Source organism: Ralstonia sp. UBA689, assembly GCF_002298975.1.
In the GTDB taxonomy this organism is placed as follows: Bacteria; Pseudomonadota; Gammaproteobacteria; order Burkholderiales; family Burkholderiaceae; genus Ralstonia.
In genome coordinates this window covers 1-24,665 of record NZ_DBMV01000048.1, presented here as the reverse complement: position 1 = coordinate 24,665, position 24,665 = coordinate 1, and the positions used below count along the sequence as shown (strand labels likewise).

Below are 24,665 nucleotides of genomic sequence, written 5' to 3'. Positions count from 1 at the left end.
ATGACGACGCATTCGGCGTGGGTGGCGCATCCAGCGGGCTCGATCTGTGGATTTTCGTGCATTCGATCTTTTTGCGTTCATCCGCAGCGGTGAGCAGGCAAGCGGTACGGTCAGCCTGACCGAAATGCCCCGTCTGCTGGCCGAGCAGGCCGCCGACGCGCCGGCCGATGCCGGCAGGCAGTTCCGTTGGCAGGTGCGGGGTGCGGTGCGTGACGAAACCGCAGCGCCGGGCCAATCGGCTCGCCAGCATCTGTTTCTCGATCTGGAAGTGCAGGGCTCGGTCTGGCTGCAATGCCAACGCTGCCTGAAAGCCTATGAGCAGACGTTGCCGGTGCACACGCGCCTGGAAGTCATGCGTTCGGAGGCGGAAGCCGATTCGGCCCCGCTGGACGACGACGAGGCGGATGTCATTGTCGGCTCGCGCAGCTTCGACCTGATTACGCAGATTGAAGACGAGTTGCTGCTGGCGCTGCCCGTGTCGCCTCGTCATGCGGTGTGTCCGGATGAGGTCTTGCCGGAAGCTGCCGAAGCCGAAAAGAAGCCGTCGCCGTTCGCGGTGCTGGCCAATCTCAAGACCAAACATTAGGCGCGTGCGCGGGTGTTGCGCGCGCTGATGGCAGTACGTTTCACACGCCTACCGGAATGGCTACGCTCCGGCTCCGTGTGATGTGATAAGATTGATCAAATTGCTTAGGAGTCAGTCATGGCTGTTCAACAAAACAAGAAGTCGCCGTCCAAGCGCGGCATGCATCGTTCGCACGATTTCCTCGCGACGGCCCCGATCGCTGTCGAGCCGACCACGGGCGAGGTCCATTTGCGCCACCACGTGAGCCCGAACGGCTACTATCGCGGCCGCAAGGTTGTGAAGACCAAGAACGACTGATGCGTTTTGCCAGCACACTGGCTAAGCGTGTTGGGTTGGTCTGAACGTATAGGTTCATGATGCAAACAAAAAAGCGGCAAGCCAATTTGCCGCTTTTTTGCTGAACGGAACCCCGGTAAAGCGCGTATCGAATGATGCACCGAGTTGTGTACCATACGCGCGCCAACGGCCGGAGCCGCACGTGAAACCGCAATTCAGACTCGCATGACCATCAAGCTTGCCATCGACTGCATGGGTGGTGATCACGGCGTTGGCGTGACAATCCCTGCAGCGATCCACTTTCTCGCCGCACACGAAGACGTCGAAATGCTGCTCGTCGGGCAGCCCGATGTCATTGCGGCGCAGCTCAAGCGATTTCACGCCAGCGCGAACCCCCGCATCCACGTCGTTGCCGCCTCCGAGGTGGTATCGATGGACGATCCGGTCGAGGTGGCGCTGCGCAAGAAGAAGGATTCTTCGATGCGCGTGGCCATTAATCAGGTCAAGGACGGCGCTGCTCAAGCTTGCGTCTCCGCTGGCAACACCGGCGCCCTGATGGCGGTGTCGCGTTACGTGCTCAAGACGCTGGACGGTATCGATCGCCCGGCGATTGCCACCGCCATCCCGAACGAGAAGGGCTCCGGCACCACGGTGCTGGATCTTGGTGCCAATGCTGACTGCGAGCCTGAGCACCTGCTGCAGTTCGCGCAGATGGCCTCGGCGATGGTGTCGGTGGTCGAGCACAAGCCGCGTCCAACGGTCGGTCTGCTCAACATTGGCGAAGAAGTCATCAAGGGTAACGAGGTCGTCAAGCAGGCAGGTGAGCTGCTGCGTGCCTCCGACCTCAACTTCTTCGGCAACGTTGAGGGTAACGACATCTTCAAGGGCACGACGGACATCGTCGTCTGCGATGGCTTTGCCGGCAACGTGGCGCTCAAAAGTAGCGAAGGCCTCGCCAAGATGATTGGTGAGATGCTGCGCGCAGAATTCAGCCGTTCCTGGGTCACCAAGCTTCTCGCCGTGGTGGCGCTGCCGGTGTTGTCGCGTTTCAAACGACGCGTAGACTATCGTCGTCACAATGGCGCTGCGCTGCTCGGGTTGCGTGGGCTGGTGATCAAGAGCCATGGCTCAGCCGACGCCTATGCGTTCGAATGGGCCATCAAGCGCGCCTACGACGCGGCGGCCAACGGCGTGATCGCCCGCATTGCGCAGGCGTTCGAATCGAACCATGACGCAGCGGGCGCTGCGCCGGTCTCCACCTCCACTCCGGCTGCTGATGCCGCTTAAAAGCGCGTCGCTTCCGAGTCAGATTTCACCTCACCGCACATGACACGTTACGCAAGGATCATCGGCACGGGCAGCTACCTGCCGCCCAAGCGGGTCACCAATCACGAGCTGGCTGCCCAGCTGGCCGAGAAGGGTATCGAGACGAGCGATGAATGGATCGTCACGCGCAGCGGGATCCACGCGCGCCGTTTCGCAGAAGCCAATGTCACGTGCAGCGACCTCGCCGTGAAGGCGGCCGAGCGCGCCATCGAGGCAGCCGGTATCGACCGCGCCGAGATCGATCTGATCATGGTGGCTACGTCGACGCCGGATTTCGTTTTCCCGAGCACGGCGTGTCTCGTGCAGCAGAAGCTGGGCATCACAAATGGTTGTCCCGCATTCGACGTGCAGGCTGTGTGCTCCGGTTTTGTCTACGCGCTGGCGACGGCCGACAAGTTCATCCGTTCGGGTGCGTACCGCAACGTGCTGGTGATCGGCTCGGAAGTGTTCTCGCGCATCATCGATTTCAACGACCGCACTACCTGTGTGCTGTTCGGCGACGGTGCTGGCGCCGTGGTGCTGCAGGCCTCGGATGAGCCAGGCATCCTGTCGACCGCCTTGCACGCCGACGGGAGCCACGCCGACATCCTGTGCGTGCCGGGCAACGTGGCCGCGGGCGCGATCCAGGGCAGTGCCTTCCTTTACATGGATGGACAAGCCGTCTTCAAGCTGGCGGTGAACGTGCTTGATAAGGTCGCGCGCGAAGTGCTGGCTGCCGCGGAGCTCGATGCCTCGCAGGTCGATTGGCTGATTCCGCATCAGGCCAACATCCGCATCATGCAGGGCACGACCAGGAAGCTGGGCATGTCGAATGAGCGATTGATCGTGACCGTCGACGAGCACGGCAACACGTCGGCGGCATCGATTCCGCTGGCGTTGGATGTCGCCGTGCGCGATGGCCGTATCCAACGTGGCCAGCACGTGATGCTCGAAGGCGTGGGCGGTGGCTTTACCTGGGGCGCGGCACTGCTGCGCTTCTGATCGACGAATTTCCAGAATAGACAATACGAGCCATGACATTCGCTTTCGTCTTTCCCGGCCAGGGTTCGCAATCGGTCGGCATGCTCAATGCGTTTGCCGATCATCAGGCCGTCGCCGCCACGCTGGCCGAAGCATCCGACGCGCTGGGTCAGGATATCGGCAAGCTGATTGCCGAAGGCCCGGCCGAAGAACTGAACCTGACCGCCAACACGCAACCGGTCATGCTGACGGCCGCCGTCGCTGTGTATCGCGCATGGCAGGCGGCAGGTGGCCCGGTGCCGGCCGTGGTGGCCGGTCATAGCCTGGGTGAATACTCTGCGCTGGTGGCCGCGGGCGCCATTGCATTCAAGGATGCTGTGCCGCTGGTGCGCTTCCGTGCCAAGGCCATGCAGGAAGCCGTGCCGGTGGGCGAGGGGGGCATGGCTGCAATCCTTGGCCTGTCCGACGACGACGTGCGTACCGCTTGTGTCGAAGCCTCGGCTGCGGGCGTGGTCGAAGCAGTGAACTTCAACGCGCCGGCGCAGGTAGTGATCGCCGGAGCGAAGGCCGCTGTCGAAAAGGCCTGTGAGATCGCCAAGGCGAAGGGCGCCAAGCGCGCGCTGCCGCTGCCGGTGTCGGCGCCGTTCCATTCGTCGCTGCTCAAGCCGGCGTCGGATCGCCTGCGCGAGTATCTTGCCGGCGTCACCGTCAACACGCCGGTCATTCCTGTCATCAACAACGTGGACGTGGCGGTCGTGAGCGATCCGACAGCCATCAAGGATGCGCTGGTGCGCCAAGCGGCCTCGCCGGTGCGCTGGGTCGAGACGGTTCAGAAGATGAAGGCCGATGGCATCACCCGCGTGGTCGAGTGCGGCCCGGGCAAGGTGTTGGCTGGCCTGACCAAACGCATCGATGGCGAGATCATCGGCGATGCGATCTTCGATCCGGCAACGCTTGAAGCCGTGCTGGGCCAACTCAAGTAATCAACGGGATTCGTATGACCCAAGCATTGAATAACCAGGTCGCGCTCGTTACCGGCGCTTCGCGCGGCATCGGCCGCGCCATCGCGCTGGAACTGGCGCGCCAGGGTGCGACGGTGGTCGGCACGGCCACGTCGGAAGCCGGTGCGCAGGCCATCACGGCCTACTTTGCCGAGGCCGGCGTGAAGGGTGCGGGTGTGGTGCTCAACGTCAATGACGCCGCGCGCTGTGAAGCCGTCATCGACGAGGCCATCAAGGCCCACGGCGGCCTGAACATCCTCGTCAATAATGCCGGCATCACGCAAGACAACCTGGCGATGCGCATGAAGGACGAGGAGTGGGTGTCGGTTATCGATACGAATCTCTCGGCCGTATTCCGTTTGTCACGCGCTGTGCTGCGCCCGATGATGAAGGCGCGCGGTGGCCGCATTATCAACATCACCTCGGTGGTGGGCTCGGCCGGTAACCCGGGTCAGGCCAACTACGCGGCGGCCAAGGCCGGTGTGGAAGGTATGTCGCGTGCACTGGCCCGCGAGATTGGCAGCCGCAACATCACGGTCAACTGCATCGCACCGGGCTTTATCGATACCGACATGACGAAGGTTCTGTCGGAAGAGCAACATACCGCGCTGAAGGCACAGATTCCGCTGGGCCGCCTGGGCGCACCGGAAGATATCGCCAGCGCGGTTGCCTTCCTGGCGTCACCGGCGGCGGGCTACATTACGGGCTCGACGCTGCACGTCAACGGCGGCATGTACATGGGATAAGGAAGCCGTCCCGGCGGCGATTGTGCGGGGTCTTGCGCTTGGCGCGGAATTTTGTGAAATCGCCGAATTAACAGGCTTTTAGCATCACGTTGGGCGCACTTTCTGCATGAATTTCAGCGCGGTTTTTCATCGCGCAAACCTGCTAGAATGCGCGCACTTTTTGTCGAAGACTTCCCTGGAGGGTTAAATGGACAACATCGAAGCACGCGTCAAGAAGATCGTCGCTGAACAACTCGGCGTAGCCGAGGCGGACATCAAGAACGAATCGTCGTTCGTGAACGATCTGGGCGCGGATTCGCTCGATACGGTTGAGCTAGTGATGGCATTGGAAGATGAGTTCGGTATGGAAATCCCGGACGAGGAAGCCGAGAAGATCACCACGGTGCAACAAGCTATCGACTACGCAACCGCCCACGTCAAGGCGTAAGCGTCAATCGATCTCTTGACATCGCGGGCCACAGAAAGGGCGGTTGTCCGGTTTGACCGGGTGGCGCGCTTTCTGTGGCCTTTGTCGCTGATACAGAGTTGCAGGAAAGCATAGTGAGCCGTCGTCGCGTAGTCGTAACCGGCCTGGGGCTGGTCTCGCCGGTGGGCAATACGGTCGCCGAAGGGTGGGCCAATCTGGTCGCCGGCAAGTCCGGCATTGCCACCGTCACCAAATTCGATCATTCCAATCTGGCCGTGCACTTCGCCGGCGAGGTGAAGGGCTTCAACGTCGAGGAATACATCTCGGCCAAGGACGCCCGCCAGATGGATACCTTCATCCATTACGGCATCGCTGCCGGCGTGCAGGCGCTCAAGGACAGCGGGCTGGAAGTGACCGAAGCCAACGCCGAGCGCGTCGGCGTGCTGGTCGGTTCGGGCATCGGTGGTCTGCCGATGATCGAGGACACCCACGCCACGTACATGGAACGCGGCCCTCGCCGCATTTCGCCGTTCTTCGTGCCGGGTTCGATCATCAACATGATCTCGGGTCACCTGAGCATCATGCATGGTCTGAAAGGGCCGAACTTGGCCACCGTGACAGCCTGCACGACCGGTTTGCACAGCATTGGCCTTGCCGCGCGCCTGATTCAGGCGGGCGACGCCGATGTGATGGTCGCCGGCGGCGCGGAATCGACCGTCTCGCCACTGGGCATCGGCGGCTTTGCTGCGGCGCGCGCACTGTCGACCCGCAACGAAGATCCGGCAACCGCGTCCCGCCCGTGGGACAAGGACCGCGACGGCTTTGTGCTGGGCGAGGGCGCTGGCGTGATGGTGCTCGAGGAGTACGAAGCGGCCAAGGCACGCGGCGCCAAGATCTATGCGGAAGTCGTTGGCTTCGGCATGAGCGGCGATGCGTATCACATGACCGCGCCGAACATGGACGGTCCGCGCCGCTGCATGCTCAACGCACTGCGCGACGCCGGCATCAACGCAGACCAGGTTCAGTATCTGAACGCACACGGCACGTCCACGCCGCTGGGTGACAAGAACGAATCCGACGCCATCAAAGCGGCTTTCGGCGATCACGCCGGCAAGGTCGTCGTGAACTCCACCAAGTCTATGACCGGCCACCTGCTGGGCGGGGCGGGCGGCCTGGAGTCGGTGTTCACGGTGCTGGCGCTGCACAATCAGGTGTCGCCGCCGACCATCAACATCTTCAATCAGGACCCGGAGTGCGATCTCGATTACTGCGCCAATACCGCGCGTGACATGAAGATCGACGTGGCCGTGAAGAACAACTTCGGCTTCGGCGGGACCAACGGCACGCTGGTATTCAAGCGTCCGTAAGACATTGCGGCGCGTGGCCGGAGGGTCGCGCTGCCGCATGTTGCTTCTACCTTGATCGTCCAGCGCATCGTCTTTCCGGCGCCGTATCGGCGGCTGTGCATGATCGCCCGGCTTGGCATGGCGGGTCTTGTCGGCATTGTTTTGTGCTGGTTGATCGGCGCATGGGGTGCGACGCTGCCGAAGGCGGCGTGGATTGCGATCTGCGTGTTGGCGATCACGGCGTGTATTCCGCTGGCGATGAACCGTTCGCCGCTTGCGATGGAACTGATGTGGCGCGCGCGTCTCAAAGAAGATGGCGAGCCAGGCCAAGCGGTCTGGCAGGTCCGGCTGGAGATGTCTCAAGCGGTCAGAAATGCGCCTCTGCTATGGTCATGGCCGTTCGGCGAGCGCATTTTGGTCCTGGGTGTCGCGCAGCGCGGCTGGTGTCCGCAGATCTTCGTGCTGATGCCGCCCTGGTTCGCCGCCGGGCCATTGCGTCGCACGCGAAGTCTGTTGCGCCTGGGGCCGCCACCGGTTGGCTCTCGGGCAGCCGGTGTGTCGTAGGTAAAATACAACGTTTCGAAGTCACAAAAATTCAAGACGATACACTGCAGGTGAAGAATCCGTGAGCGAACGCGAAGCCGACCAGATCCTCGTCGAACGCGTCCAACAAGGCGACAAGCGGGCGTTTGAGCTGCTGGTGGTCAAGTACCACCGGAAGATCATTCGCCTCATCTCGCGTCTGATCCGTGATCCGGCGGAAGTCGAGGATGTGGCACAGGATGCCTTTATCAAGGCCTACCGTGCGCTGCCCCAATTCCGGGGCGAGTCCGCGTTCTATACGTGGCTGTATCGCATTGCCGTCAACACGGCCAAGAATTACCTGGCGACGCAGGGCCGGCGCCCCGAATCGTCCAGTGACATCGACACTGAAGAGGCTGAAACTTTTGCCGACGGTGAACAACTAAGGGATATCAATACGCCGGACTCCATGCTGCACACCAAGCAGGTGGCCGAAACGGTCAACCGCGCGATGGAGGCGCTGCCCGAAGAATTGCGTACCGCAATCACGCTCCGGGAGATCGAGGGTCTGAGCTATGAGGAAATCGCCGAAGCGATGGAATGCCCGATCGGGACGGTCCGTTCACGGATCTTCCGGGCACGCGAGGCGATTGCCGAGAAGTTGCGCCCCCTGCTGGGAACAGTCGAGGGCAAACGGTGGTAGCCAGCCGATATGACAAGCCGGCGGCCGCGGGTGTGAGTGACCTGGCCGCAAACGGTGAAACCTCGGGAAGTCTTCTCTCGGATCGTTGATTGGACGTTGGAGTTTTTTGGGGTCGGGAAATGGGTCAGGCTCAAATGCAGACGGCAGAAGCGGAGTTCGCACAGCGCATCTCCGCCTTGATGGATGGTGAATTGGCGGCGCACGAGGTGTCGTCTGTCGTGGAACTGGTCGAGGATGGTGAGGGTGCGGCTCACTGGCGCGAGTATCAACTGATCAGTGATGTGCTCCGGTCGGAAGATTTGCTGAACACGCGTTCCTCCGAGTATTTTCTCAGCCGGTTCTCGGCCAAGCTCGAGGCCGAGCCGCACCTGCTGGTGCCGGCTGTGGCGCAGCGCGCGCAAGCCCAAGAGAGGCATCGCTTTCTGGTCCGCCCCTCGTGGGTCCGCCGGATCATGCCAACGACGGCCGTGGCAGCGGCGGTGGCGGCCGTTAGCTGGGTGGTTGTGCCGCAATTGCGCGGCCCCTCCGATGGAGGCAACGCCTCGCCCGCACTGGTCGCCAAGGCGGCACAGGGTGCCGATGCGCAGGCCGTGACTGTGGCTGCTGCCGATGCCACGCCGATGATCCGCGATGCCCGCCTGGACGAATACCTGAGCGCCCATCGCCAGTCCGCGACTAACGGCATGGTGGTTCCCTATCTGCGAGCCGTCGCCAATGGGGTGGCAAACTCTCAGGACTCGAATCAGGAATAATGCGGGCATCCATGTCGAAGGTGTGGCACCCCGTTGCCGGGGCAGGCGCTCGCAAGCTGCAGGCCGTTCGTCGGTCCGTTTTTCTTCTTCTGTGTGTTTCGGCGCTGGCGGCGGCTGCACAGTCGCAGCCGGAGCCCATGCCGCGCAAGGATGCTGCTTCCTGGCTGACCAAGATTCATCGCGCGGCCCTCAAGCAGAACTATGTCGGCACGCTGACGTACCAGCGTGGCACCGGCATGCATTCCACCCGCATCCAGCATTACACCGATCTGTTCAACAACGAGTACGAGCGCGTCGAGGCGTTGGACGGCAAGCAGCACGAATTGCTACGGCAGAACGATGTTGTCCGGAACCTGATCTACGACGTCAAGCTGGTCGTGACGGAGAAGCAGGAGCACAAGGACAGCTTCCCGGCGCTGCTCGCCACCACCAATGGTGATGTGCTCGATCAATACGATATGCGCCATCTGGCTGCTGAGCGGGTGGCCGGCATGGACTGCGAGGTCTTCCAGCTTGATCCGAAAGACGGCTTCCGTTATGCCTATCGCATCTGGGCTGAACGCAACAGCGGTTTGCTGATACGCGCCCAGACCATCGGCGAGGACGGGAAGGTGCTGGAACAGGTCGCCTTCTCGCAAGTCGAGGTGGGCGTGCCGTCGGAGAAGCAGAAGATCGTTGCAGCGCTCAAGAGCCTGAGTGGCTGGAACCAGTACGAGATCGTCACGCAGCCGACCAATCTGGCTGAGCAGGGTTGGACCATCGGTGTCCCCATCAAGGGCTTCCAGAAGATTCGTGAAGTGCGTCGTCCGCTGGGCGGCATTGCGCCGGCTGGCAAGAGTGGTTCGGGCGTCGAGGTGCAGCAGGTCGTGTTCAGCGATGGGCTTGCCGGGTTATCGCTCTTCATCGAGCCGGTGTCCGAGAAGCGCATGCGCAGCGAGGGGTTCTTCTCCCAGGGTGCCACACACTTGATGGTGCGTCGCATTGCCGATTTCTGGCTGACAGTGGTGGGCGAAGTGCCGTTTGCTACCATCAAGCAGTTTGGCGCGGCTGTGGACTACAAGCCGATTGCCGCCAACGCGGCCAGCGCGACCAACAGGTCGGCCAGCGCGCCGCAGTGAGCCGGCGCCTATCTTGGCTGCGCGGGTGATCCGTGCAGCGCCATTTCTATTTTTCCAGGTCTTTGTTCCGGGGAGCTTTCATGCGTGCCGCTCGAACCGTTCATGCGTTGCGTCTGCTGTGCGTTGCCGCCGTTGTGGCGGCCGGGGGCGCAATCGCGCCGTCCTACGCACAGAACACCACCGGCGGCGTGACTACGGGTGCCTACGGCGTCCCCGATTTTGCCGATCTGGTCGAGAAGGTCAGCCCGGCCGTTGTCAACATCCGCACGACTGAGAAAGTGCGCATGCAAAGCGGCCCGAGCGACGACGACATGGCCGAGTTCTTCCGCCGCTTCTTCGGCGTGCCGATGCCAGGTGCGCCCGGTCAGGGTCAGAAGCGACGCAACGCGCCGCCGCAGCGCGAGGAAGAGCAAAGCCGCGGGGTCGGCTCGGGTTTCATCATTTCGGGCGACGGCTACATCCTCACCAATGCGCACGTGGTCGAAGGCGCCGAGACCATCTACGTGACGCTGATCGACAAGCGCGAATTCAAGGCCAGGCTGATCGGCCAGGACAAGCGCACCGACGTTGCCCTCGTCAAGGTGGAGGCCGCTGGCCTGCCGAGCCTCAAGCTGGGTGATTCGGACAAGGTGCGCGTGGGCGAGTGGGTGCTCGCGATCGGCTCACCATTCGGGCTGGACAACACGGTCACAGCGGGCATCGTGTCGGCCAAGGGACGTGACACGGGCGATTACCTGCCGTTCATCCAGTCCGACGTTGCCGTCAACCCGGGCAACTCGGGCGGGCCCTTGATCAACCTGCGCGGCGAGGTGATCGGCATCAACAACCAGATCTACAGCCAGAGCGGTGGCTACATGGGCATTTCGTTCTCGATCCCGATCGACGAGGCGATGCGCGTGGCCGAGCAGCTCAAGACGCAGGGGCGCGTGACGCGTGGCCGCATCGGCGTGGCGATTGACAACGTGCCGAAGGATGCCGCCGAGTCGCTGGGCCTTGGCCGGGCGCGTGGTGCATACGTGGGCAACGTCGAATCGGGCGGTCCGGCCGACAAGGCTGGCATCGAGGCTGGTGACATCGTGCTGAAGTTCAACGGCCGCGACGTCGAGAAGGCGGGTGATCTGCAGCGCCAGGTCGGCGAGACCAAGCCGGGCTCGCGCGCCACCGTGCAAGTCTGGCGAAAGGGGGCAACGCGCGATCTGACCGTGACCGTGGCCGAGCTGCAATCCGACACCAAGGTTGCTCAGCGCGGCAAGAGTGCTCAGCCGGATAACAGCCAACAGGGCCCGGGTAAGCCGAACGCGCTGGGGCTGGTGGTGGCAGACCTGTCCGAAGGCGCGCAGCGCGAATTCAAGACCAAGACCGGCGTCGAGGTGCAGGTGGCTGAAGGCCCGGCAGCACGCGTCGGCATTCGCGCGGGCGACCTGATCCTGCGCGTGGGCGACACTGATATCACCGGTGCCAAGCAATTCAATGACGTGGTCGCCAAGCTCGACAAGAACCGTATGGTGGCCGTATTCGTGCGCCGTGGCGATGCTACCCAGGTGGTGACGATGCGCCCGAGCACCGCGCGTTCGGGCAGTGGCCAGTGATCGAGCTCACGCTCTACGGTCGCACGTATTGCCACCTGTGTGACGACATGAAAGCTGCGCTGGAACCTCTCCGGCGCGACTTTTCCTTTGTGCTGCATGAGGTGGACGTTGACAGCGATGCGGCACTGGAAGATCGATTTGGCGAGTTGGTGCCGGTGCTGATGACCGGTGCGCCGCATGTGGTTGCCGAGAACGCACATAAGCTGTGTCACTACTTCCTTGATGTGTCGGCCGTACGGACTTGGTTGGCGGCGCAGACCGCGCACAACTGACTTGAACCTGCCGCAAAAAGAGGCGCGGGAAGCCCCCTGAAATCCGGTAAAATCGCCTGTTAGCGCCGATTTTTGCACTGCACGATTTTTGTGCCGCAACCTCGGCTTAGAACCCAATACCTCCCGCCGGCGCAGCCAACGCGCGTCGGCCATACCGGAACCGCTCGCGCTCCCGGCAGACGCGCCCAGGACGGGCGCTTTTCGACGCATTCGATGGACAATATCCGCAATTTCTCGATCATCGCCCACATCGACCACGGCAAATCGACGCTGGCCGATCGCATCATCCAGTTGTGCGGCGGACTTTCTGACCGTGAGATGGAAGCCCAGGTGCTGGACTCGATGGACATCGAGAAGGAGCGCGGCATCACCATCAAGGCGCAGACAGCAGCGCTGTCCTACAAAGCGCGCGACGGCAAGGTCTATAACCTCAACCTGATCGATACCCCGGGTCACGTTGACTTCAGCTACGAAGTCAGCCGTTCGTTGTCCGCCTGCGAAGGTGCTCTGCTGGTGGTCGATGCTTCCCAAGGTGTGGAGGCGCAAACCGTCGCCAACTGTTACACCGCCATCGAGCTGGGCGTAGAAGTGGTGCCGGTGCTCAATAAAATCGACCTGCCTGCAGCCGATCCGGACAACGCGATCCAGGAAATTGAAGACGTGATTGGCATCGACGCGACCGACGCGACGCGCTGCTCCGCCAAGACGGGCGTGGGCGTGGCTGACGTGCTGGAAGCGCTGATCGCCAAGGTGCCGGCGCCCAAGGGTGACCCGGCTGCACCCCTGCAAGCGCTGATCATCGACTCCTGGTTCGACAATTATGTCGGCGTGGTGATGCTGGTGCGTGTGGTGAACGGCACGCTGCGCGCCAAAGACAAAGTCCTGCTGATGGCAACCGGTGCGCAGCACTTGGTGGAGCAGGTGGGCGTGTTCTCGCCGAAGTCGGTGCCGCGCGAATCCCTGTCTGCCGGGCAGGTAGGCTTTGTCATCGCGGGCATCAAGGAACTGAAGGCCGCCAAGGTCGGTGACACCATCACCCACGTTGCACCGCGCAAGGCCGAGGCGCCGCTGCCGGGCTTCAAGGAAGTCAAGCCGCAGGTGTTTGCCGGCCTGTATCCGGTGGAAGCCAACCAGTACGAAGCGCTGCGTGAATCGCTGGAAAAGCTCAAGCTCAATGACGCGTCGCTGCAGTACGAGCCGGAAGTGTCGCAGGCGCTGGGCTTCGGCTTCCGCTGCGGCTTCCTTGGCCTGTTGCACATGGAGATCGTGCAGGAGCGCCTGGAGCGCGAGTTCGACATGGATCTGATCACCACCGCGCCGACGGTGGTCTATCAGGTGCAACTGCGCGACGGCACGATGGTGCAGGTGGAGAACCCCGCCAAGATGCCGGCGGACCCGAGCAAGATCGAGGCGATTCTCGAGCCGATCGTCACGGTTAATCTGTACATGCCGCAGGATTACGTGGGTGCCGTGATTACGCTGTGCGAGCAGAAGCGCGGCTCGCAGATCAACATGAGTTACCACGGCCGCCAAGTTCAGCTCACGTATGAGATCCCGATGGGCGAGATCGTGCTGGACTTCTTCGATCGGCTGAAATCCGTTTCGCGCGGTTATGCGTCGATGGATTACGAGTTCAAGGAATACCGCGTATCGGACGTGGTCAAGGTCGACATCCTGATCAACGGCGATAAGGTCGATGCGCTGTCCATCATCGTCCACCGTTCGAACGCCACATATCGTGGCCGTGAAGTGGCCGCCAAGATGCGCGAGATCATTCCGCGCCAGATGTACGACGTGGCCATCCAGGCAGCCATTGGCGCCAACGTGATCGCTCGCGAAAACGTCAAGGCACTGCGCAAGAATGTGCTGGCCAAGTGCTACGGCGGTGATATCTCGCGCAAGAAGAAGCTCCTCGAAAAGCAGAAAGAGGGCAAGAAGCGCATGAAGCAGGTGGGCACCGTTGAGATTCCGCAAGAGGCGTTCCTCGCCATCCTGCGCGTTGAAGAAAAATAACCTGGACGAATCGCGCAACAGCGCTGCTTTCATACATGAACTTCGCCCTGATTCTGTTTGTTCTCGTCGTCATCACCGGTATTGCGTGGGTGGCCGACAAGCTTGTATTCCAGCGCCAGCGCCAAGCTGCCGCCGCCACCGCGCTGGCCGAGTTTGATGCGCGTGCGCAGGTGCAGGCGCAGTACGGCGGCGGTGGCGACATCGGCGCCGCCCGTCTCCAGTTGGCCGAAGAGAAGCTGCGCCAGCCGTGGTGGCTGGAGTACACCGCGAGCTTCTTCCCGGTGATCGCGGCCGTGTTTCTGCTGCGCTCGTTCGTGATCGAGCCGTTCAAGATTCCGTCGGGTTCGATGATCCCGACGCTGCAGATCGGTGACTTCATCCTCGTCAACAAGTACACGTACGGTATCCGTCTGCCGATTGTGAACAAGAAGATTGTCGAGTTGAACCAGCCGCAGCGTGGCGACGTGATGGTCTTTCGCTACCCGAAAGACGAGTCGATGGACTACATCAAGCGCGTGATCGGCGTGCCGGGTGACGTGGTGTCGTACAACAACAAGCGCCTGACGGTGAATGGCCAACCGGCCACCTACGCGCCGCAATCCGATTACCTCGACGGCGAGCGCCTGACCTACTCCAAGCAATACCAGGAGATGCTCGGCAACGTTACGCACAACATCCTGAACGATGCCGACCGACCGGCTTACGTGTCTGGCCCGGACGATTTTCCGTTCCGCGAAAACTGCACTTACAATCAGACCGGCTTTACCTGCAAGGTACCTGAAGGTCACTATTTCATGATGGGCGATAATCGCGACAACAGCGCGGATTCCCGTTACTGGGGCTTTGTGCCCGACAAGAACATCGTCGGGAAAGCGTTCTTCATCTGGATGAATCTGGGTGACTTGAAGCGGATCGGCGGTTTCCGTTGATCCTATAAGTGACTGTTAAAGCTCTTATTGAAGCTCGGCAATTGCACAACGGGGGAAATGCAATGCGGAATCGTCAGGCCGCTCTGAAACGCCGGTCGCGCGGGATTACGATGTTTGGGATTCTGATCGTCATCATCGTGATCATCACGGCCGTGCTGCCCGCGATCCGGTCCATTCCGAGCCTGATGGAATACCAGGCCATCAGCCGCGCCGTGAAGCAGGCCCGTGAGCGTGCGGCTACGCGCGAAGATATCGTTGTAGCGTTCGACAAGCAGGCCGCGATTGACGACATTACGTCGATCAAGGGCGAAGACCTGGAAGTGCTGGACGCGGGTGGTTCCATCCAGGCGGTGCGTTTCTCGTACAAGCGAGAGATTCCGTTGTATGGCCCCATCGGTCTGGTGATCACTTATTCGGGGACCCAGCGTTGACATGAGTTTGGAAGCATTGCAGCAACGTCTTGGCTACCGCTTCAGCAAACTGGAGTTGCTGCAGCAGGCGCTCACGCATCGCAGCCACAGCGCGATGCATAACGAGCGCCTGGAATTCTTGGGCGATTCGATCCTGAACTGTGCCGTAGCCGACATGCTCTACGGCATGTTCGGCAAGCTGGATGAAGGCGACCTTTCACGCGTGCGGGCCAATCTTGTCAAGCAACAGGCGCTGTACGAGATCGCACAGATGCTGCAGTTGCCCGACGCATTGCGCCTGGGCGAGGGCGAATTGAAGAGCGGAGGCTTCCGCCGGCCGTCCATCCTGGCCGATGCGCTGGAGGCGATTTTCGGTGCGGTGTTTCTCGACGGCGGTTTCGATGCCGCCCGCACGCTGATCCGCAAGCTGTATATCCCGATCCTGGAGCAGGTCGACCCGCGCACGCTCGGCAAGGATGCCAAGACGCTGCTGCAGGAGTATCTGCAAGGTCACAAGATCGCGCTGCCGCTGTACACGGTGGTTGCCACGCATGGCGCGGCGCATAATCAACAATTCGAGGTCGAGTGCACGATCCCGAAGCTGGAGATTCGTGTCTCCGGCAGCGGGGCATCGCGGCGCGCGGCCGAACAATCGGCGGCCAAGCTGGCCCTGGAAGAGGCGCATCGCCTGGTGCCGCAACTCGTCAAGCGCAGCCGCGCCGAGCGCACCGGCAAGACGCGCAAGCAGGCCACGCCGCCCGATCCGCAGTTGTCTCTCAGGTTGAAGGAATAATCAGGTAAATGAGCGACACCCCATTGCAGCCTCCGCAGCCAGAATCTGGTGTGCCGGAGGGGTTCCGCTGCGGCATGGTCGCCATCGTCGGGCGGCCGAACGTCGGCAAGTCCACGCTGATGAATGCCCTGGTGGGCCAGAAGGTCAGCATCACGTCGCGCAAGGCGCAGACCACGCGCCACCGCATCACCGGTATCCAGACCACGGAAGACGCGCAGTTCGTCTTCGTCGATACGCCGGGCTTTCAGACGCGCCATGCTACGGCACTGAACCGTTCGCTGAACCGCGCGGTCACGTCCACGCTCACCTCGGTCGACGCCGTGCTGTTCGTGGTCGAGGCCGGCCGCTATGGCCCGGACGACGAGAAGGTGCTGTCGCTGCTGCCGCGCGAGACGCCCGTGATCCTGATCGTCAACAAGGTCGACCGGCTCGATGCCTACACGCGCGCCGAAATGGTAGCCGTGTTCCTGCAGGAGATGGCGCAGGTGTTTCCGTTCAAGGAAATCGTGCCCATGTCGGCCAAGAACCGCGACGACATTCTGCGCCTGCTTGGCATCGTGCGCCCGTATCTGCCCGAGGGCGAACCGATGTACGACCCCGAAGCGCTGACCGACCGCAGCGAGCGTTTCCTGGCCGCCGAGATCGTCCGCGAGAAGGTCTTCCGCTGGACCGGCGACGAACTGCCGTATTCCAGCACGGTCATCGTTGACAAGTTCGAGACCGAAGGTCGCCTGCGTCGCGTGTTCGTGACCATCTTGGTGGACCGCGATGCGCACAAGGCGATGATCATCGGCGCCAAGGGTGCCAAGCTCAAGCAGATCTCCACCGAAGCCCGCATGGACATGGAAAAACTGTTCGACGGCAAGGTCTATCTGGAGGTCTGGATCAAGGTCAAGAGCGGCTGGGCCGATAACGAGGCCGGCCTGCGCGCTTACGGCTACGAGTAACCGCTAGCCGGATCACTCCACACACGGTCGATGGCGGGACGATCCGATCCGATTCCGGACGAGGCAGCGGAATGGCTGGCCGAGGAAGGCGTTGCCGGTGCTGCGCAGCGCAAGGGTTTTCCGGCGGCGCGCTCGGAGACGCGCGTCGCCGCGCAGCCGGCCTTTGTGCTGCACAGCTACCCATACCGCGAGACCAGCCTCATCATCGACGTCTTCACGCCGGACTACGGCCGTATGGCGCTGGTGGCCAAGGGCGCAAAACGGCCACATTCGGCGCTGCGCGCGGTGCTGCAGACCTTCCAGCCGTTGTCTCTGTCATGGAGTGGGCGCGGTGACGTGCGTACGCTTACGCGTGCCGAGTGGGTCGGCGGCATGCTCCCGTTGGGCGGGGAGGGGTTGCTTTCGGGCTTCTACCTGAACGAACTGCTGGTCAAGTTCGTCGCCCGCGAAGACGGTCATCCGGTGCTGTTTGCACACTACGTCGAAACACTCAACAAGCTTGCCCACGGCGAATCTGCCGCCTTCACGCTGCGTGCTTTCGAGCGCGTGCTGCTGCGTGAGACCGGGTTTGCCGCCCAACTCGATCGCTGTATCGACGGCGAGCCTGTACAAGCAGACGGCGAATATGTTTATCACCCCGAGCGCGGCGTGCGACGCTCGTTGCCGAGCGATCCGTCCTCCTGGCCCGTGCTGCGCGGTCAGACGCTGATCGACATGGAGCGCGACGACTACGCTTCCCGCCCGATCACTGCCCATCAGAGCCGCAGCCTGATGCGCTTCCTGCTGCATTATCATTTGCACGGCACGCCGCTTTCGACGCGCCAGATCCTCATCGACTTGCAGAAACTATGATCTTTCATGCCTCGCCGGGGGTCATCGACCTGGGCGTCAACATCGATCACGTCGCCACGTTGCGCAACGCGCGCGGCACTGTCTACCCGGACCCAATCGCCGCGGCGTTGCTGGCCGAAGAGGCCGGCGCCGATCTCATCACGCTGCACCTGCGTGAAGACCGCCGCCACATCAAGGACGCCGACGTGCGCGCGCTGCGCCCGCAACTGCGTACGCGCATGAACCTGGAGTGCGCCGTCACGCAGGAGATGCTCGACATCGCTTGCGACATCGGCCCGCAGGATGTCTGCCTCGTGCCGGAGCGCCGTCAGGAAGTCACCACCGAAGGTGGTCTGGACGTGGTGGGAGGCTTCGCCAAGGTGCAGGCAGCCTGCAAGCAGCTTGCCGATGCCGGTATTCGCGTCTCGCTGTTCATCGATCCGGACGCGGCACAGATCGAGGCAGCGGCGGCCACTGGCGCACCCGTCATCGAACTGCATACCGGCCGCTATGCCGAAGCTACCGATGCGGCTGAGGCGCGTCCCGAGCTTGTGCGCATCGAGACCGCCGTGGAGGAGGGCATCCGCTGGGGCCTGCGCGTCAATGCTGGGCACGGCCTGCACTATACGAACGTGCAGCCGATTGCCGCCCTCGCGGGCATCCATGAACTAAACATCGGCCACGCCATCGTTGCACATGCCGTGTTTGCCGGTTGGCAGAACGCGGTGCGTGAGATGAAGGCGATCATGGTCGCGGCGCGGCTATCGTCCACGACGCCGGCCGCCGCACATCCGGGCCTGCCCGCATGAACGAGCAGGCCACCGCCTCGGTGTCCGGCGCCATCTACGGCATCGGCACCGACATCATCCAGATCGAGCGTGTCGAAGGCGTGATGCAGCGGACCAACGGCCGCTTTGCCGAAAAGGTGCTCGGCCTCGATGAGCTGCGCGTCTATCGCGCCCGCAAGGCACGGTCGGAGCGGCGCGGCCTGGCGTTCCTCGCGACGCGCTTTGCCGCCAAGGAGGCGGTGTCCAAGGCAATCGGCCTGGGCATGCGCTGGCCGATGACGTGGCGCGCGGTGCAGACGCTCAACCTGCCGTCAGGCCAACCCGTGGTGCGCTACAGCGGCGAGCTGGCCGACTGGATCGCGCAGCGCGGCCTCCATGTCCAGATCAGCGTGACGGATGAGCGCGACTACGCAGTCGCCTTTGCCGTCGCCGAGTTGCAAACGAAACCCATCGCATGACCACCACCAAGAAGCAGAAGTGTCCCGGCCCCATCGTCCTCGACGTTGCTGGTCTTGAACTCGGCCCGGACGATGTCAGCCGCATTGCCCATCCGCTAACGGGCGGCGTGATCCTGTTCGCGCGCAACTTTGAATCGCGTGCACAACTCGCAGCACTTACGTGCGCCATCCGCGCCGTGCGCGATGATGTGCTGATCTGCATTGATCACGAAGGTGGCCGCGTACAGCGCGCCAAGACCGACGGCTTCACGCACCTGCCCGCCATGGGCGCCCTGGGCAAGCTGTGGGACAGCGACGTGCTGGCCGCTACGCGTGCCGCCACGGCCTGCGGCTACGTGCTGGCCGCCGAACTGCGCGCCTGCGATATCGACCTCAGCTTCACGCCCGTGCTCGATCTCGACTACGGCACCAGCAGCGTGATCGGCGACCGGGCGTTTCATCGCGATCCGCGCGTGGTGACGATGCTCGCCAACCACCTGACGCTGGGCCTACGCCTGGCCGGCATGGCCAACTGCGGCAAGCACTTCCCCGGCCACGGCTACGTGCAGGCCGATTCGCACGTCGCCGTGCCGGTGGACGACCGCCCGCTGCAGGCCATCCTCGACGACGACGCACAGCCCTACGGCTGGATGGGCATCGGTCTGCAATCGGTGATGCCGGCGCACGTCATCTACTCGGCGGTCGATCCGAACCCGGCCGGTTTCTCGCGCTTCTGGCTGCAGGACATGCTGCGCGCGCACTACAACTTCGACGGCGTGATCTTCAGCGACGACCTGAGCATGGAAGGCGCGAGCGTGGCCGGCTCGGTGGTGGACGGCGCGCGCGCGGCGCTGGCAGCCGGTTGCGACATGGTGCTGATCTGCAATGCGCCCGACAAGGCCGATCGTCTGCTGGGCGAGTTGGATGTGACGATGGGCAAGGCTTCGCAGCGGCGTGTGCGCCGGCTGTTCGGTGGCAAGGCGGTGAAGGACTGGGCGAAGCTGCAGCAGCAGTCGGCTTACAAGCAGGCCCTACGTACGCTGCACGAGGCGAAGCTGATCGCGTAAGGCATCGGAAGGGCGGGCGGCAGGTCTGCCCGTTCTTCGCAGGCAACAAAAAAGGCAGCGCGAAGCTGCCTCTTTTGTTGGTGCGGCGCCAGCTTACTTGGCGCGGCTGCGGTACTCGTCCGTACGCGTGTCGATTTCGATCTTGTCGCCGGTGTTGCAGAACAGCGGCACTTGGATCAGGAATTCAGCGTTGTCGTTGATCTGTGCGGCCTTCAGAACCTTGCCCGACGAGGTGTCGCCCTTGACGGCCGGTTCGGTGTAGACGATTTCGCGGATGACCGTGGTCGGCAGTTCCACCGAGATGGCGTTGTCGTTGTAGAAGGTCACTTCCACCTTCATGCCGTCTTGCAGATAGTTCAGCGCGTTGCCCATAGCGGCGGGCTCGACGTTGTACTGCTCGTAGCTGACCGGGTCCATGAATACGTACATCGTGCCGTCGAAGTAGGAGTAGTCGGCTTCCTTCTTGTCGAGGATGACCTGGTCCAACTTGTCGTCGGCGTTGAATACCCATTCGCCGCCTGCGCCCGTCAGCAGGTTCTTGTACTTCATCTTGACAACGGCACCCGAACGGCCGGACCGGCTGTACTCGGTCTTGAGCACAACCATCGCCTCGTCCTTCCACATAAACACGTTGCCAGCGCGGAGTTCTTGCGCGATTTTCAAAGCCATTTCACATTTCCTGAGAGTAAGAGGGTTCGATGCGCGCCAAGCAACGAAGCACCGCGCGATACCCTCGGGTCGCGCGAACCAGGTCAAAGCCGGGGCCGCATATAGATCAGCCCGCTATTTTACCTGTTTTTCGCAAAATGCCACCAAATTCGCAGTGAGATCACCCAGATGCAACAAGGTGTGCTCCCAGGTGATCGCACGGGTGCGCAAAGCTGGTGCTGCGGCCACCAGAGCGGGCCAGTCGAGTGTCTCGGGCTTCCCATTCCACGCATGCCAGAACGTGGTGAGTGCATCTGCATCCGCTTGCGGCAAGGCGGGCGTATAGCGAGCCAGAAAGGCATCCAGCTTGGTGAGGTGCACGTCGTCGCTTTGCGGGTAGATGTGCCAGACAAAAGGCCGCAGCGCCCATTGGGCGCGTACGAAGGAATCTTCGCCGCGTACGAAATTGATGTCGCACGCCCAGAGGAGTGGATCGTAGTGCTCCTGGGGCACGAATGGCACCACCGCAACGGTTAGTTGACCGCGCGTCCAGCGGGCGCCCGTCTTGGCGGCCCCGGCGTCGCCAAGCAGCTCGGCGATCTGCGTGGCGGCCAAGCCTTCGGGTACCAGGCAGATGACCTGCTGGGGCGCGGCTTCCCATTGGGAGACCAGCGTCGGCAACGCCGCGTTGGCATATGCGAACAGGCTCACACGCAATGCGCGGGGGTTCGCGCGCATCAGGTCGTCCACGCTGAGGCGGTGCCACAACGCCTGGTGGGCTGTCGGGCTGGCGTTGAACATCGAGCGTTGTGCGCCAAGGTGCGATTCATGCAAGACGCCGCCCGTGTTGCGCGCAAAGCCCGGAAAGAAGAAGTGCTTGACCAGTGGCAGACGCGGATGTGGCGATTGCATCGCGTGATATTCAGCCACCCAGTTTTCGGCGCTCAGGTATTCGAGGTTGATCCAGACAGGCGCGGTGCCGTTGGTGGCTTGGTCGGCCATAAGTTTCAGCATCGCTTCCGGGGCGGCGCAGGCAAAAGCTTCGATCACGACGTCATGCGGCGCAGGGTGCGCATCGGCTGCGAGCAGCGCGGCCACTTGCGCATCGTCGCCCCAGCGGCGGATATCGACGCCCGAGACGCGTTGCGCGTCGGCTGCCACATCGACGGCGGGGCACAGCTTCTCGAACGAGCGCAGGTCGTCCACCCACAGGCGCACCGTGTGGCCGTGCTCCTGCACGAGCTGCCGTGCCAGGCGCCAGCACACGCCGATGTCGCCGTAGTTGTCGACGACGCGGCAGAAGAGATCCCAGGAGGTGATGGTGCGCATGCAGCAAAGCGAGGATAGCGATGGGCCGACATTGTAGTCGGCTGCTTGTTCTACACTGACGGCCTCTCTTTCTGCGAACGCCATGCCGTCCGATTCCACGCCACCCAATCCTCCGCAGGTGCCGCCCGCACCGCAGAGTGCTGCCGTAGAGCCGAGCGAGCCCGATTTCGACGCCAAGGCCCACATCGCGCGCCTGCCGAACCTGCCGGGCGTGTACCGCTATTTCGATGCGCAGGGCAACGTGCTTTACGTTGGCAAGGCGCGCGACTTGAAGAAGCGGGTGTCGAGCTATTTCAATAAGACGTTGCTCTCGCCGCGCATTGCGATGATGGTCGCGAAGATCGCGCGCATCGACACCACTGTCGTGCGCAGTGAAGCCGAAGCGCTGCTGCTGGAGAACAACCTTATCAAGGCGCTGGCGCCGCGTTACAACATCCTGTTTCGCGACGATAAGTCGTATCCGTACCTGAAGCTCACGCAGCACGCGTATCCGCGCATGGCGTATTACCGTGGCGCGACGGATCGCAAGCACCAGTACTTCGGCCCGTTTCCGAGCGCGCACGCGGTGCGCGAGAGCATGCAGATCCTGCAGAAGGTGTTCCAGCTCCGCACGTGTGAAGACACTGTCTTCAACAACCGCACGCGCCCGTGCCTGCTGCACCAGATCCATCGCTGCAGCGGCCCTTGCGTGCAGGCGATCAGCCCCGAGGACTACGCTCGCGATGTCGCCAACGCGGCCGGCTTCCTGCAAGGCCGCCAGGACGAAGTCATGCAGACGCTGCAGGGCAAGATGCAGCGCTATGCCGAGGCACTGGAGTTCGAGCAGGCCGCCGTCGTGCGTGACCAGATCGGCGCGCTGTCGACTGTGCTCACGCAGCAGTCGGTGGAAGAGGTTGGCCATGCTAGCGACATCGACATCCTGGCCGTGGCGATCCGAGGCGGTTATGCCTGCGTGAACCTCGCGATGGTGCGTGGCGGTCGCCATCTTGGCGACAAAGCCTACTTCCCCACACACGTGGAAGAGGGCGCCGCCATCGTTGGCGAAGACGTGGAAGCCGAAACCGCAGAGGCTGCGACAGAGACCCTGCGCGATCCGGAGCGCGTGGCCAGCGACATTCTGGAAGCCTTCGTCGCGCAGCACTACCTCGATCAGTTTGTGCCGCCGGTGCTCGTGGTCAGTCACCCGATCCACGCGACCGAGCTGATCGACGCGCTGGCCGAGCAGGCCGGTCGTCGCGTATCGGTCGTGCGTCAGCCGCAGGGCGGACGCCGCGCGTGGCTGGAGATGGCCGAAAAGGGCGCCGAGCTGTCGCTGATGCGGCGCCTCTCCGAGCAAGGCAGCCAGCAGGCCCGCACGCTCGCACTGGCCGAGACCATCGGCATCGACCTCGAAGATTTGGCTGCGCTGCGCGTCGAGTGCTTCGACATCAGCCACACCGCCGGCGAAGCCACGCAGGCTTCGTGCGTGGTTTTCCACAGCCACGCCATGCAGAACGGCGAATACCGCCGCTACAACATCCAGGGCATTACCCCTGGCGACGACTACGCCGCCATGCGCCAGGTGCTTACGCGCCGCTACCAGAAGATCGTCGAACAAGCCGGCGAAGACGCGCCCAATATGCCCACCATCGTACTGATCGATGGCGGCAAGGGGCAGGTGGAAGTCGCGCGCCAGGTGTTTGAAGAACTGGGGCTCGATATCGGCCTGCTGGTCGGCGTGGCCAAGGGTGAAGGTCGCAAGGTCGGCCTGGAGACGTTGGTGTTTGCCGACGGCCGGCCCTCATTGGAGCTCGGGCAGGGCAGCGCCGCGCTGATGTTGGTCGCGCAGATCCGGGACGAGGCGCACCGCTTTGCCATCACCGGCATGCGTGCCAAGCGTGCCAAGGCTCGAAACACGTCACGGCTGGAAGAGATCGAAGGCATCGGCGCCAAGCGTCGGCAGCGGCTGCTGGCGCGCTTCGGTGGCCTACGCGGCGTGATGGCCGCCAGCGTCGATGAGCTGACCACAGTCGAAGGCATCTCCCAGACCCTGGCCGAAGAAATCTACCGTCAGCTTCATTGATCGGCGACAATGCCCCATCTTGCCGCGCTGGTGCTGAGTTTGTTCTTGAGCTGGCGCGGCGGTCGTCCTCTCGATTTGCCATGCCTTTCAACTTCCCGATCCTCCTGACCTGGCTGCGCGTAGCCATGATCCCGCTGGTGGTGGGCGTGTTCTACGTGCCGGACACCTGGATGGCGCTGCCCGCCAAGAACCTGACGGCGGCGGTGTTCTTCATCGTTGCGAGCCTGACCGACTGGTTTGACGGTTTCCTCGCGCGCCGCTGGAACCAGACCTCGGCCTTCGGCGCTTTCCTCGATCCCGTGGCCGATAAACTCATGGTGGCCGCTGCGCTGCTGGTGTTGCTGGCGCTGGGTCGTGTGGCGGACGTCATTGCGCTCATCATCATCGGCCGCGAGATCACCATCTCGGCGCTGCGCGAGTGGATGGCGCAGATCGGCGCCTCGAAGAGCGTGGCGGTCAATTTTCTCGGCAAGCTGAAGACGACCTTCCAGATGATCGCGATTCCGCTGCTGCTGTTCGATGGCCGCCTGCTTGGCATGATCGACACGCGCGTATGGGGCACATGGTTGATCTACGTAGCGGCGGTGCTCACGCTGTGGTCGATGGCGTACTACATGAAGCTCGCCTGGCCGCAGATTCGCGAGCGCGCAAAATGAGCCTGCAAAAACTCTTGCGCAAAACTGTTGACGAGGGCGATTCTTTTTTGCCATAATTTCGTTCTCGCGTTGCAGTGATGTGACGCAACGGTCTGGCAGCACAAAGGTTGTACGGCAGTGCTGGTAGCCAAAATGCGGGAATAGCTCAGTTG

Annotated in this window: 27 protein-coding genes; 25 read left to right on the top strand and 2 right to left on the bottom strand. The window is 62.6% G+C overall.

Annotation, left to right across the window (positions count from 1 at the left end):
• Window positions 1-46 precede the first annotated feature (46 nt).
• The 23 genes from B4F51_RS24455 to nagZ all read left to right on the top strand — a co-directional run bounded on the left by B4F51_RS24455 (window position 47) and on the right by nagZ (window position 19,818).
• On the top strand, window positions 47-586 hold the full coding sequence (locus B4F51_RS24455) for a YceD family protein (RefSeq protein ID WP_296229444.1): 540 nt from the start codon (window positions 47-49) through the stop codon (window positions 584-586).
• A gap of 117 nt (window positions 587-703) precedes the next feature.
• Window positions 704-883: a 50S ribosomal protein L32 gene (rpmF, locus tag B4F51_RS24450; RefSeq protein ID WP_296229443.1), complete on the top strand. Its 180-nt coding sequence runs from the start codon at window positions 704-706 to the stop codon at window positions 881-883.
• Window positions 884-1,087: 204 nt separating this feature from the next.
• Window positions 1,088-2,149, top strand: coding sequence for a phosphate acyltransferase PlsX (plsX, locus tag B4F51_RS24445; RefSeq protein WP_296229442.1), 1,062 nt, complete (start codon window positions 1,088-1,090; stop codon window positions 2,147-2,149).
• A gap of 39 nt (window positions 2,150-2,188) precedes the next feature.
• Complete coding sequence (locus tag B4F51_RS24440) at window positions 2,189-3,169, top strand: beta-ketoacyl-ACP synthase III (RefSeq protein WP_296229441.1); 981 nt, start codon at window positions 2,189-2,191, stop codon at window positions 3,167-3,169.
• A 32-nt stretch (window positions 3,170-3,201) separates the two neighbouring features.
• Window positions 3,202-4,131: an ACP S-malonyltransferase gene (gene fabD, locus B4F51_RS24435; RefSeq protein WP_296229438.1), complete on the top strand. Its 930-nt coding sequence runs from the start codon at window positions 3,202-3,204 to the stop codon at window positions 4,129-4,131.
• Between the two features lie 14 nt (window positions 4,132-4,145).
• Window positions 4,146-4,895 (top strand): 3-oxoacyl-ACP reductase FabG, encoded by a 750-nt coding sequence (gene fabG / locus B4F51_RS24430; RefSeq protein WP_296229437.1) that lies wholly within the window; start codon window positions 4,146-4,148, stop codon window positions 4,893-4,895.
• Window positions 4,896-5,082: 187 nt separating this feature from the next.
• Window positions 5,083-5,322, top strand: a complete 240-nt coding sequence (acpP, locus tag B4F51_RS24425; protein WP_199030069.1) for an acyl carrier protein — start codon at window positions 5,083-5,085, stop codon at window positions 5,320-5,322.
• Between the two features lie 113 nt (window positions 5,323-5,435).
• A complete protein-coding gene (gene fabF / locus B4F51_RS24420; protein WP_296229436.1) occupies window positions 5,436-6,668 on the top strand; it encodes a beta-ketoacyl-ACP synthase II in 1,233 nt (410 codons plus the stop codon).
• Between the two features lie 51 nt (window positions 6,669-6,719).
• On the top strand, window positions 6,720-7,211 hold the full coding sequence (locus B4F51_RS24415; RefSeq protein ID WP_296229434.1) for a hypothetical protein: 492 nt from the start codon (window positions 6,720-6,722) through the stop codon (window positions 7,209-7,211).
• A gap of 61 nt (window positions 7,212-7,272) precedes the next feature.
• The gene (gene rpoE, locus B4F51_RS24410; protein ID WP_296229432.1) at window positions 7,273-7,872 is read left to right on the top strand and encodes an RNA polymerase sigma factor RpoE; all 600 of its coding nucleotides are present in this window, start codon (window positions 7,273-7,275) and stop codon (window positions 7,870-7,872) included.
• A 119-nt stretch (window positions 7,873-7,991) separates the two neighbouring features.
• Window positions 7,992-8,624, top strand: a complete 633-nt coding sequence (locus B4F51_RS24405; RefSeq protein ID WP_296229431.1) for a sigma-E factor negative regulatory protein — start codon at window positions 7,992-7,994, stop codon at window positions 8,622-8,624.
• Window positions 8,625-8,635: 11 nt separating this feature from the next.
• Complete coding sequence (locus B4F51_RS24400) at window positions 8,636-9,742, top strand: MucB/RseB C-terminal domain-containing protein (RefSeq protein WP_296229430.1); 1,107 nt, start codon at window positions 8,636-8,638, stop codon at window positions 9,740-9,742.
• Between the two features lie 80 nt (window positions 9,743-9,822).
• The gene (locus B4F51_RS24395) at window positions 9,823-11,331 is read left to right on the top strand and encodes a DegQ family serine endoprotease (RefSeq protein ID WP_296229428.1); all 1,509 of its coding nucleotides are present in this window, start codon (window positions 9,823-9,825) and stop codon (window positions 11,329-11,331) included.
• Window positions 11,328-11,603 (top strand): glutaredoxin family protein, encoded by a 276-nt coding sequence (locus B4F51_RS24390; RefSeq protein ID WP_296229426.1) that lies wholly within the window; start codon window positions 11,328-11,330, stop codon window positions 11,601-11,603. Before B4F51_RS24395 ends, B4F51_RS24390 begins: the two co-directional genes overlap by 4 nt.
• A 213-nt stretch (window positions 11,604-11,816) precedes the next feature.
• Window positions 11,817-13,616: a translation elongation factor 4 gene (lepA, locus tag B4F51_RS24385; protein WP_232042407.1), complete on the top strand. Its 1,800-nt coding sequence runs from the start codon at window positions 11,817-11,819 to the stop codon at window positions 13,614-13,616.
• A 35-nt stretch (window positions 13,617-13,651) separates the two neighbouring features.
• Window positions 13,652-14,545 carry a signal peptidase I gene (gene lepB / locus B4F51_RS24380; protein ID WP_296229423.1) on the top strand — a complete coding sequence of 298 codons (894 nt, stop codon included), beginning with the start codon at window positions 13,652-13,654 and terminating at the stop codon, window positions 14,543-14,545.
• A 62-nt stretch (window positions 14,546-14,607) separates the two neighbouring features.
• Entirely contained in the window at window positions 14,608-14,976 is a 369-nt protein-coding gene (locus B4F51_RS24375; protein ID WP_349676329.1) for a DUF4845 domain-containing protein, read from the top strand.
• 1 nt (window position 14,977) lies between these two features.
• Window positions 14,978-15,748: a ribonuclease III gene (gene rnc / locus B4F51_RS24370; protein ID WP_296229421.1), complete on the top strand. Its 771-nt coding sequence runs from the start codon at window positions 14,978-14,980 to the stop codon at window positions 15,746-15,748.
• A gap of 8 nt (window positions 15,749-15,756) precedes the next feature.
• The gene (gene era, locus B4F51_RS24365; RefSeq protein ID WP_296229420.1) at window positions 15,757-16,695 is read left to right on the top strand and encodes a GTPase Era; all 939 of its coding nucleotides are present in this window, start codon (window positions 15,757-15,759) and stop codon (window positions 16,693-16,695) included.
• 30 nt (window positions 16,696-16,725) lie between these two features.
• Complete coding sequence (gene recO, locus B4F51_RS24360) at window positions 16,726-17,547, top strand: DNA repair protein RecO (RefSeq protein ID WP_296229419.1); 822 nt, start codon at window positions 16,726-16,728, stop codon at window positions 17,545-17,547.
• On the top strand, window positions 17,544-18,335 hold the full coding sequence (pdxJ, locus tag B4F51_RS24355; RefSeq protein ID WP_296229418.1) for a pyridoxine 5'-phosphate synthase: 792 nt from the start codon (window positions 17,544-17,546) through the stop codon (window positions 18,333-18,335). The genes recO and pdxJ overlap by 4 nt, the downstream gene beginning before the upstream one ends.
• The gene (gene acpS, locus B4F51_RS24350; protein ID WP_296229416.1) at window positions 18,332-18,772 is read left to right on the top strand and encodes a holo-ACP synthase; all 441 of its coding nucleotides are present in this window, start codon (window positions 18,332-18,334) and stop codon (window positions 18,770-18,772) included. Before pdxJ ends, acpS begins: the two co-directional genes overlap by 4 nt.
• The gene (gene nagZ / locus B4F51_RS24345; RefSeq protein WP_296229414.1) at window positions 18,769-19,818 is read left to right on the top strand and encodes a beta-N-acetylhexosaminidase; all 1,050 of its coding nucleotides are present in this window, start codon (window positions 18,769-18,771) and stop codon (window positions 19,816-19,818) included. The genes acpS and nagZ overlap by 4 nt, the downstream gene beginning before the upstream one ends.
• A gap of 93 nt (window positions 19,819-19,911) precedes the next feature.
• On the opposite strand, the gene efp is transcribed toward nagZ, so the two are convergent.
• Together efp and earP are read right to left on the bottom strand one after the other, a co-directional pair.
• The gene (efp, locus tag B4F51_RS24340; RefSeq protein WP_296229465.1) at window positions 19,912-20,481 is read right to left on the bottom strand and encodes an elongation factor P; all 570 of its coding nucleotides are present in this window, start codon (window positions 20,479-20,481) and stop codon (window positions 19,912-19,914) included.
• A 120-nt stretch (window positions 20,482-20,601) separates the two neighbouring features.
• On the bottom strand, window positions 20,602-21,795 hold the full coding sequence (earP, locus tag B4F51_RS24335) for an elongation factor P maturation arginine rhamnosyltransferase EarP (protein ID WP_296229412.1): 1,194 nt from the start codon (window positions 21,793-21,795) through the stop codon (window positions 20,602-20,604).
• Window positions 21,796-21,877: 82 nt separating this feature from the next.
• Here earP and uvrC point away from each other — a divergent pair, with 82 nt between their 5' ends.
• Entirely contained in the window at window positions 21,878-23,857 is a 1,980-nt protein-coding gene (gene uvrC, locus B4F51_RS24330; RefSeq protein WP_296229411.1) for an excinuclease ABC subunit UvrC, read from the top strand.
• Between the two features lie 80 nt (window positions 23,858-23,937).
• Window positions 23,938-24,513, top strand: a complete 576-nt coding sequence (gene pgsA / locus B4F51_RS24325; RefSeq protein ID WP_296229409.1) for a CDP-diacylglycerol--glycerol-3-phosphate 3-phosphatidyltransferase — start codon at window positions 23,938-23,940, stop codon at window positions 24,511-24,513.
• Window positions 24,514-24,665: the final 152 nt, after the last annotated feature.

What these genes read in the sequence shown, in the direction of transcription:
- rpmF (WP_296229443.1), top strand. Translation starts at nt 704, where the DNA reads ATGGCTGTTCAACAAAACAAGAAGTCGCCGTCCAAGCGCGGCATGCAT.
- plsX (WP_296229442.1), top strand. Translation starts at nt 1,088, where the DNA reads ATGACCATCAAGCTTGCCATCGACTGCATGGGTGGTGATCACGGCGTT.
- B4F51_RS24440 (WP_296229441.1), top strand. Translation starts at nt 2,189, where the DNA reads ATGACACGTTACGCAAGGATCATCGGCACGGGCAGCTACCTGCCGCCC.
- fabD (WP_296229438.1), top strand. Translation starts at nt 3,202, where the DNA reads ATGACATTCGCTTTCGTCTTTCCCGGCCAGGGTTCGCAATCGGTCGGC.
- fabG (WP_296229437.1), top strand. Translation starts at nt 4,146, where the DNA reads ATGACCCAAGCATTGAATAACCAGGTCGCGCTCGTTACCGGCGCTTCG.
- acpP (WP_199030069.1), top strand. Translation starts at nt 5,083, where the DNA reads ATGGACAACATCGAAGCACGCGTCAAGAAGATCGTCGCTGAACAACTC.
- B4F51_RS24405 (WP_296229431.1), top strand. Translation starts at nt 7,992, where the DNA reads ATGGGTCAGGCTCAAATGCAGACGGCAGAAGCGGAGTTCGCACAGCGC.
- B4F51_RS24400 (WP_296229430.1), top strand. Translation starts at nt 8,636, where the DNA reads ATGTCGAAGGTGTGGCACCCCGTTGCCGGGGCAGGCGCTCGCAAGCTG.
- B4F51_RS24395 (WP_296229428.1), top strand. Translation starts at nt 9,823, where the DNA reads ATGCGTGCCGCTCGAACCGTTCATGCGTTGCGTCTGCTGTGCGTTGCC.
- lepA (WP_232042407.1), top strand. Translation starts at nt 11,817, where the DNA reads ATGGACAATATCCGCAATTTCTCGATCATCGCCCACATCGACCACGGC.
- lepB (WP_296229423.1), top strand. Translation starts at nt 13,652, where the DNA reads ATGAACTTCGCCCTGATTCTGTTTGTTCTCGTCGTCATCACCGGTATT.
- B4F51_RS24375 (WP_349676329.1), top strand. Translation starts at nt 14,608, where the DNA reads ATGCGGAATCGTCAGGCCGCTCTGAAACGCCGGTCGCGCGGGATTACG.
- rnc (WP_296229421.1), top strand. Translation starts at nt 14,978, where the DNA reads ATGAGTTTGGAAGCATTGCAGCAACGTCTTGGCTACCGCTTCAGCAAA.
- era (WP_296229420.1), top strand. Translation starts at nt 15,757, where the DNA reads ATGAGCGACACCCCATTGCAGCCTCCGCAGCCAGAATCTGGTGTGCCG.
- recO (WP_296229419.1), top strand. Translation starts at nt 16,726, where the DNA reads ATGGCGGGACGATCCGATCCGATTCCGGACGAGGCAGCGGAATGGCTG.
- pdxJ (WP_296229418.1), top strand. Translation starts at nt 17,544, where the DNA reads ATGATCTTTCATGCCTCGCCGGGGGTCATCGACCTGGGCGTCAACATC.
- acpS (WP_296229416.1), top strand. Translation starts at nt 18,332, where the DNA reads ATGAACGAGCAGGCCACCGCCTCGGTGTCCGGCGCCATCTACGGCATC.
- nagZ (WP_296229414.1), top strand. Translation starts at nt 18,769, where the DNA reads ATGACCACCACCAAGAAGCAGAAGTGTCCCGGCCCCATCGTCCTCGAC.
- earP (WP_296229412.1), bottom strand. Translation starts at nt 21,795, where the DNA reads ATGCGCACCATCACCTCCTGGGATCTCTTCTGCCGCGTCGTCGACAAC.
- uvrC (WP_296229411.1), top strand. Translation starts at nt 21,878, where the DNA reads ATGCCGTCCGATTCCACGCCACCCAATCCTCCGCAGGTGCCGCCCGCA.
- pgsA (WP_296229409.1), top strand. Translation starts at nt 23,938, where the DNA reads ATGCCTTTCAACTTCCCGATCCTCCTGACCTGGCTGCGCGTAGCCATG.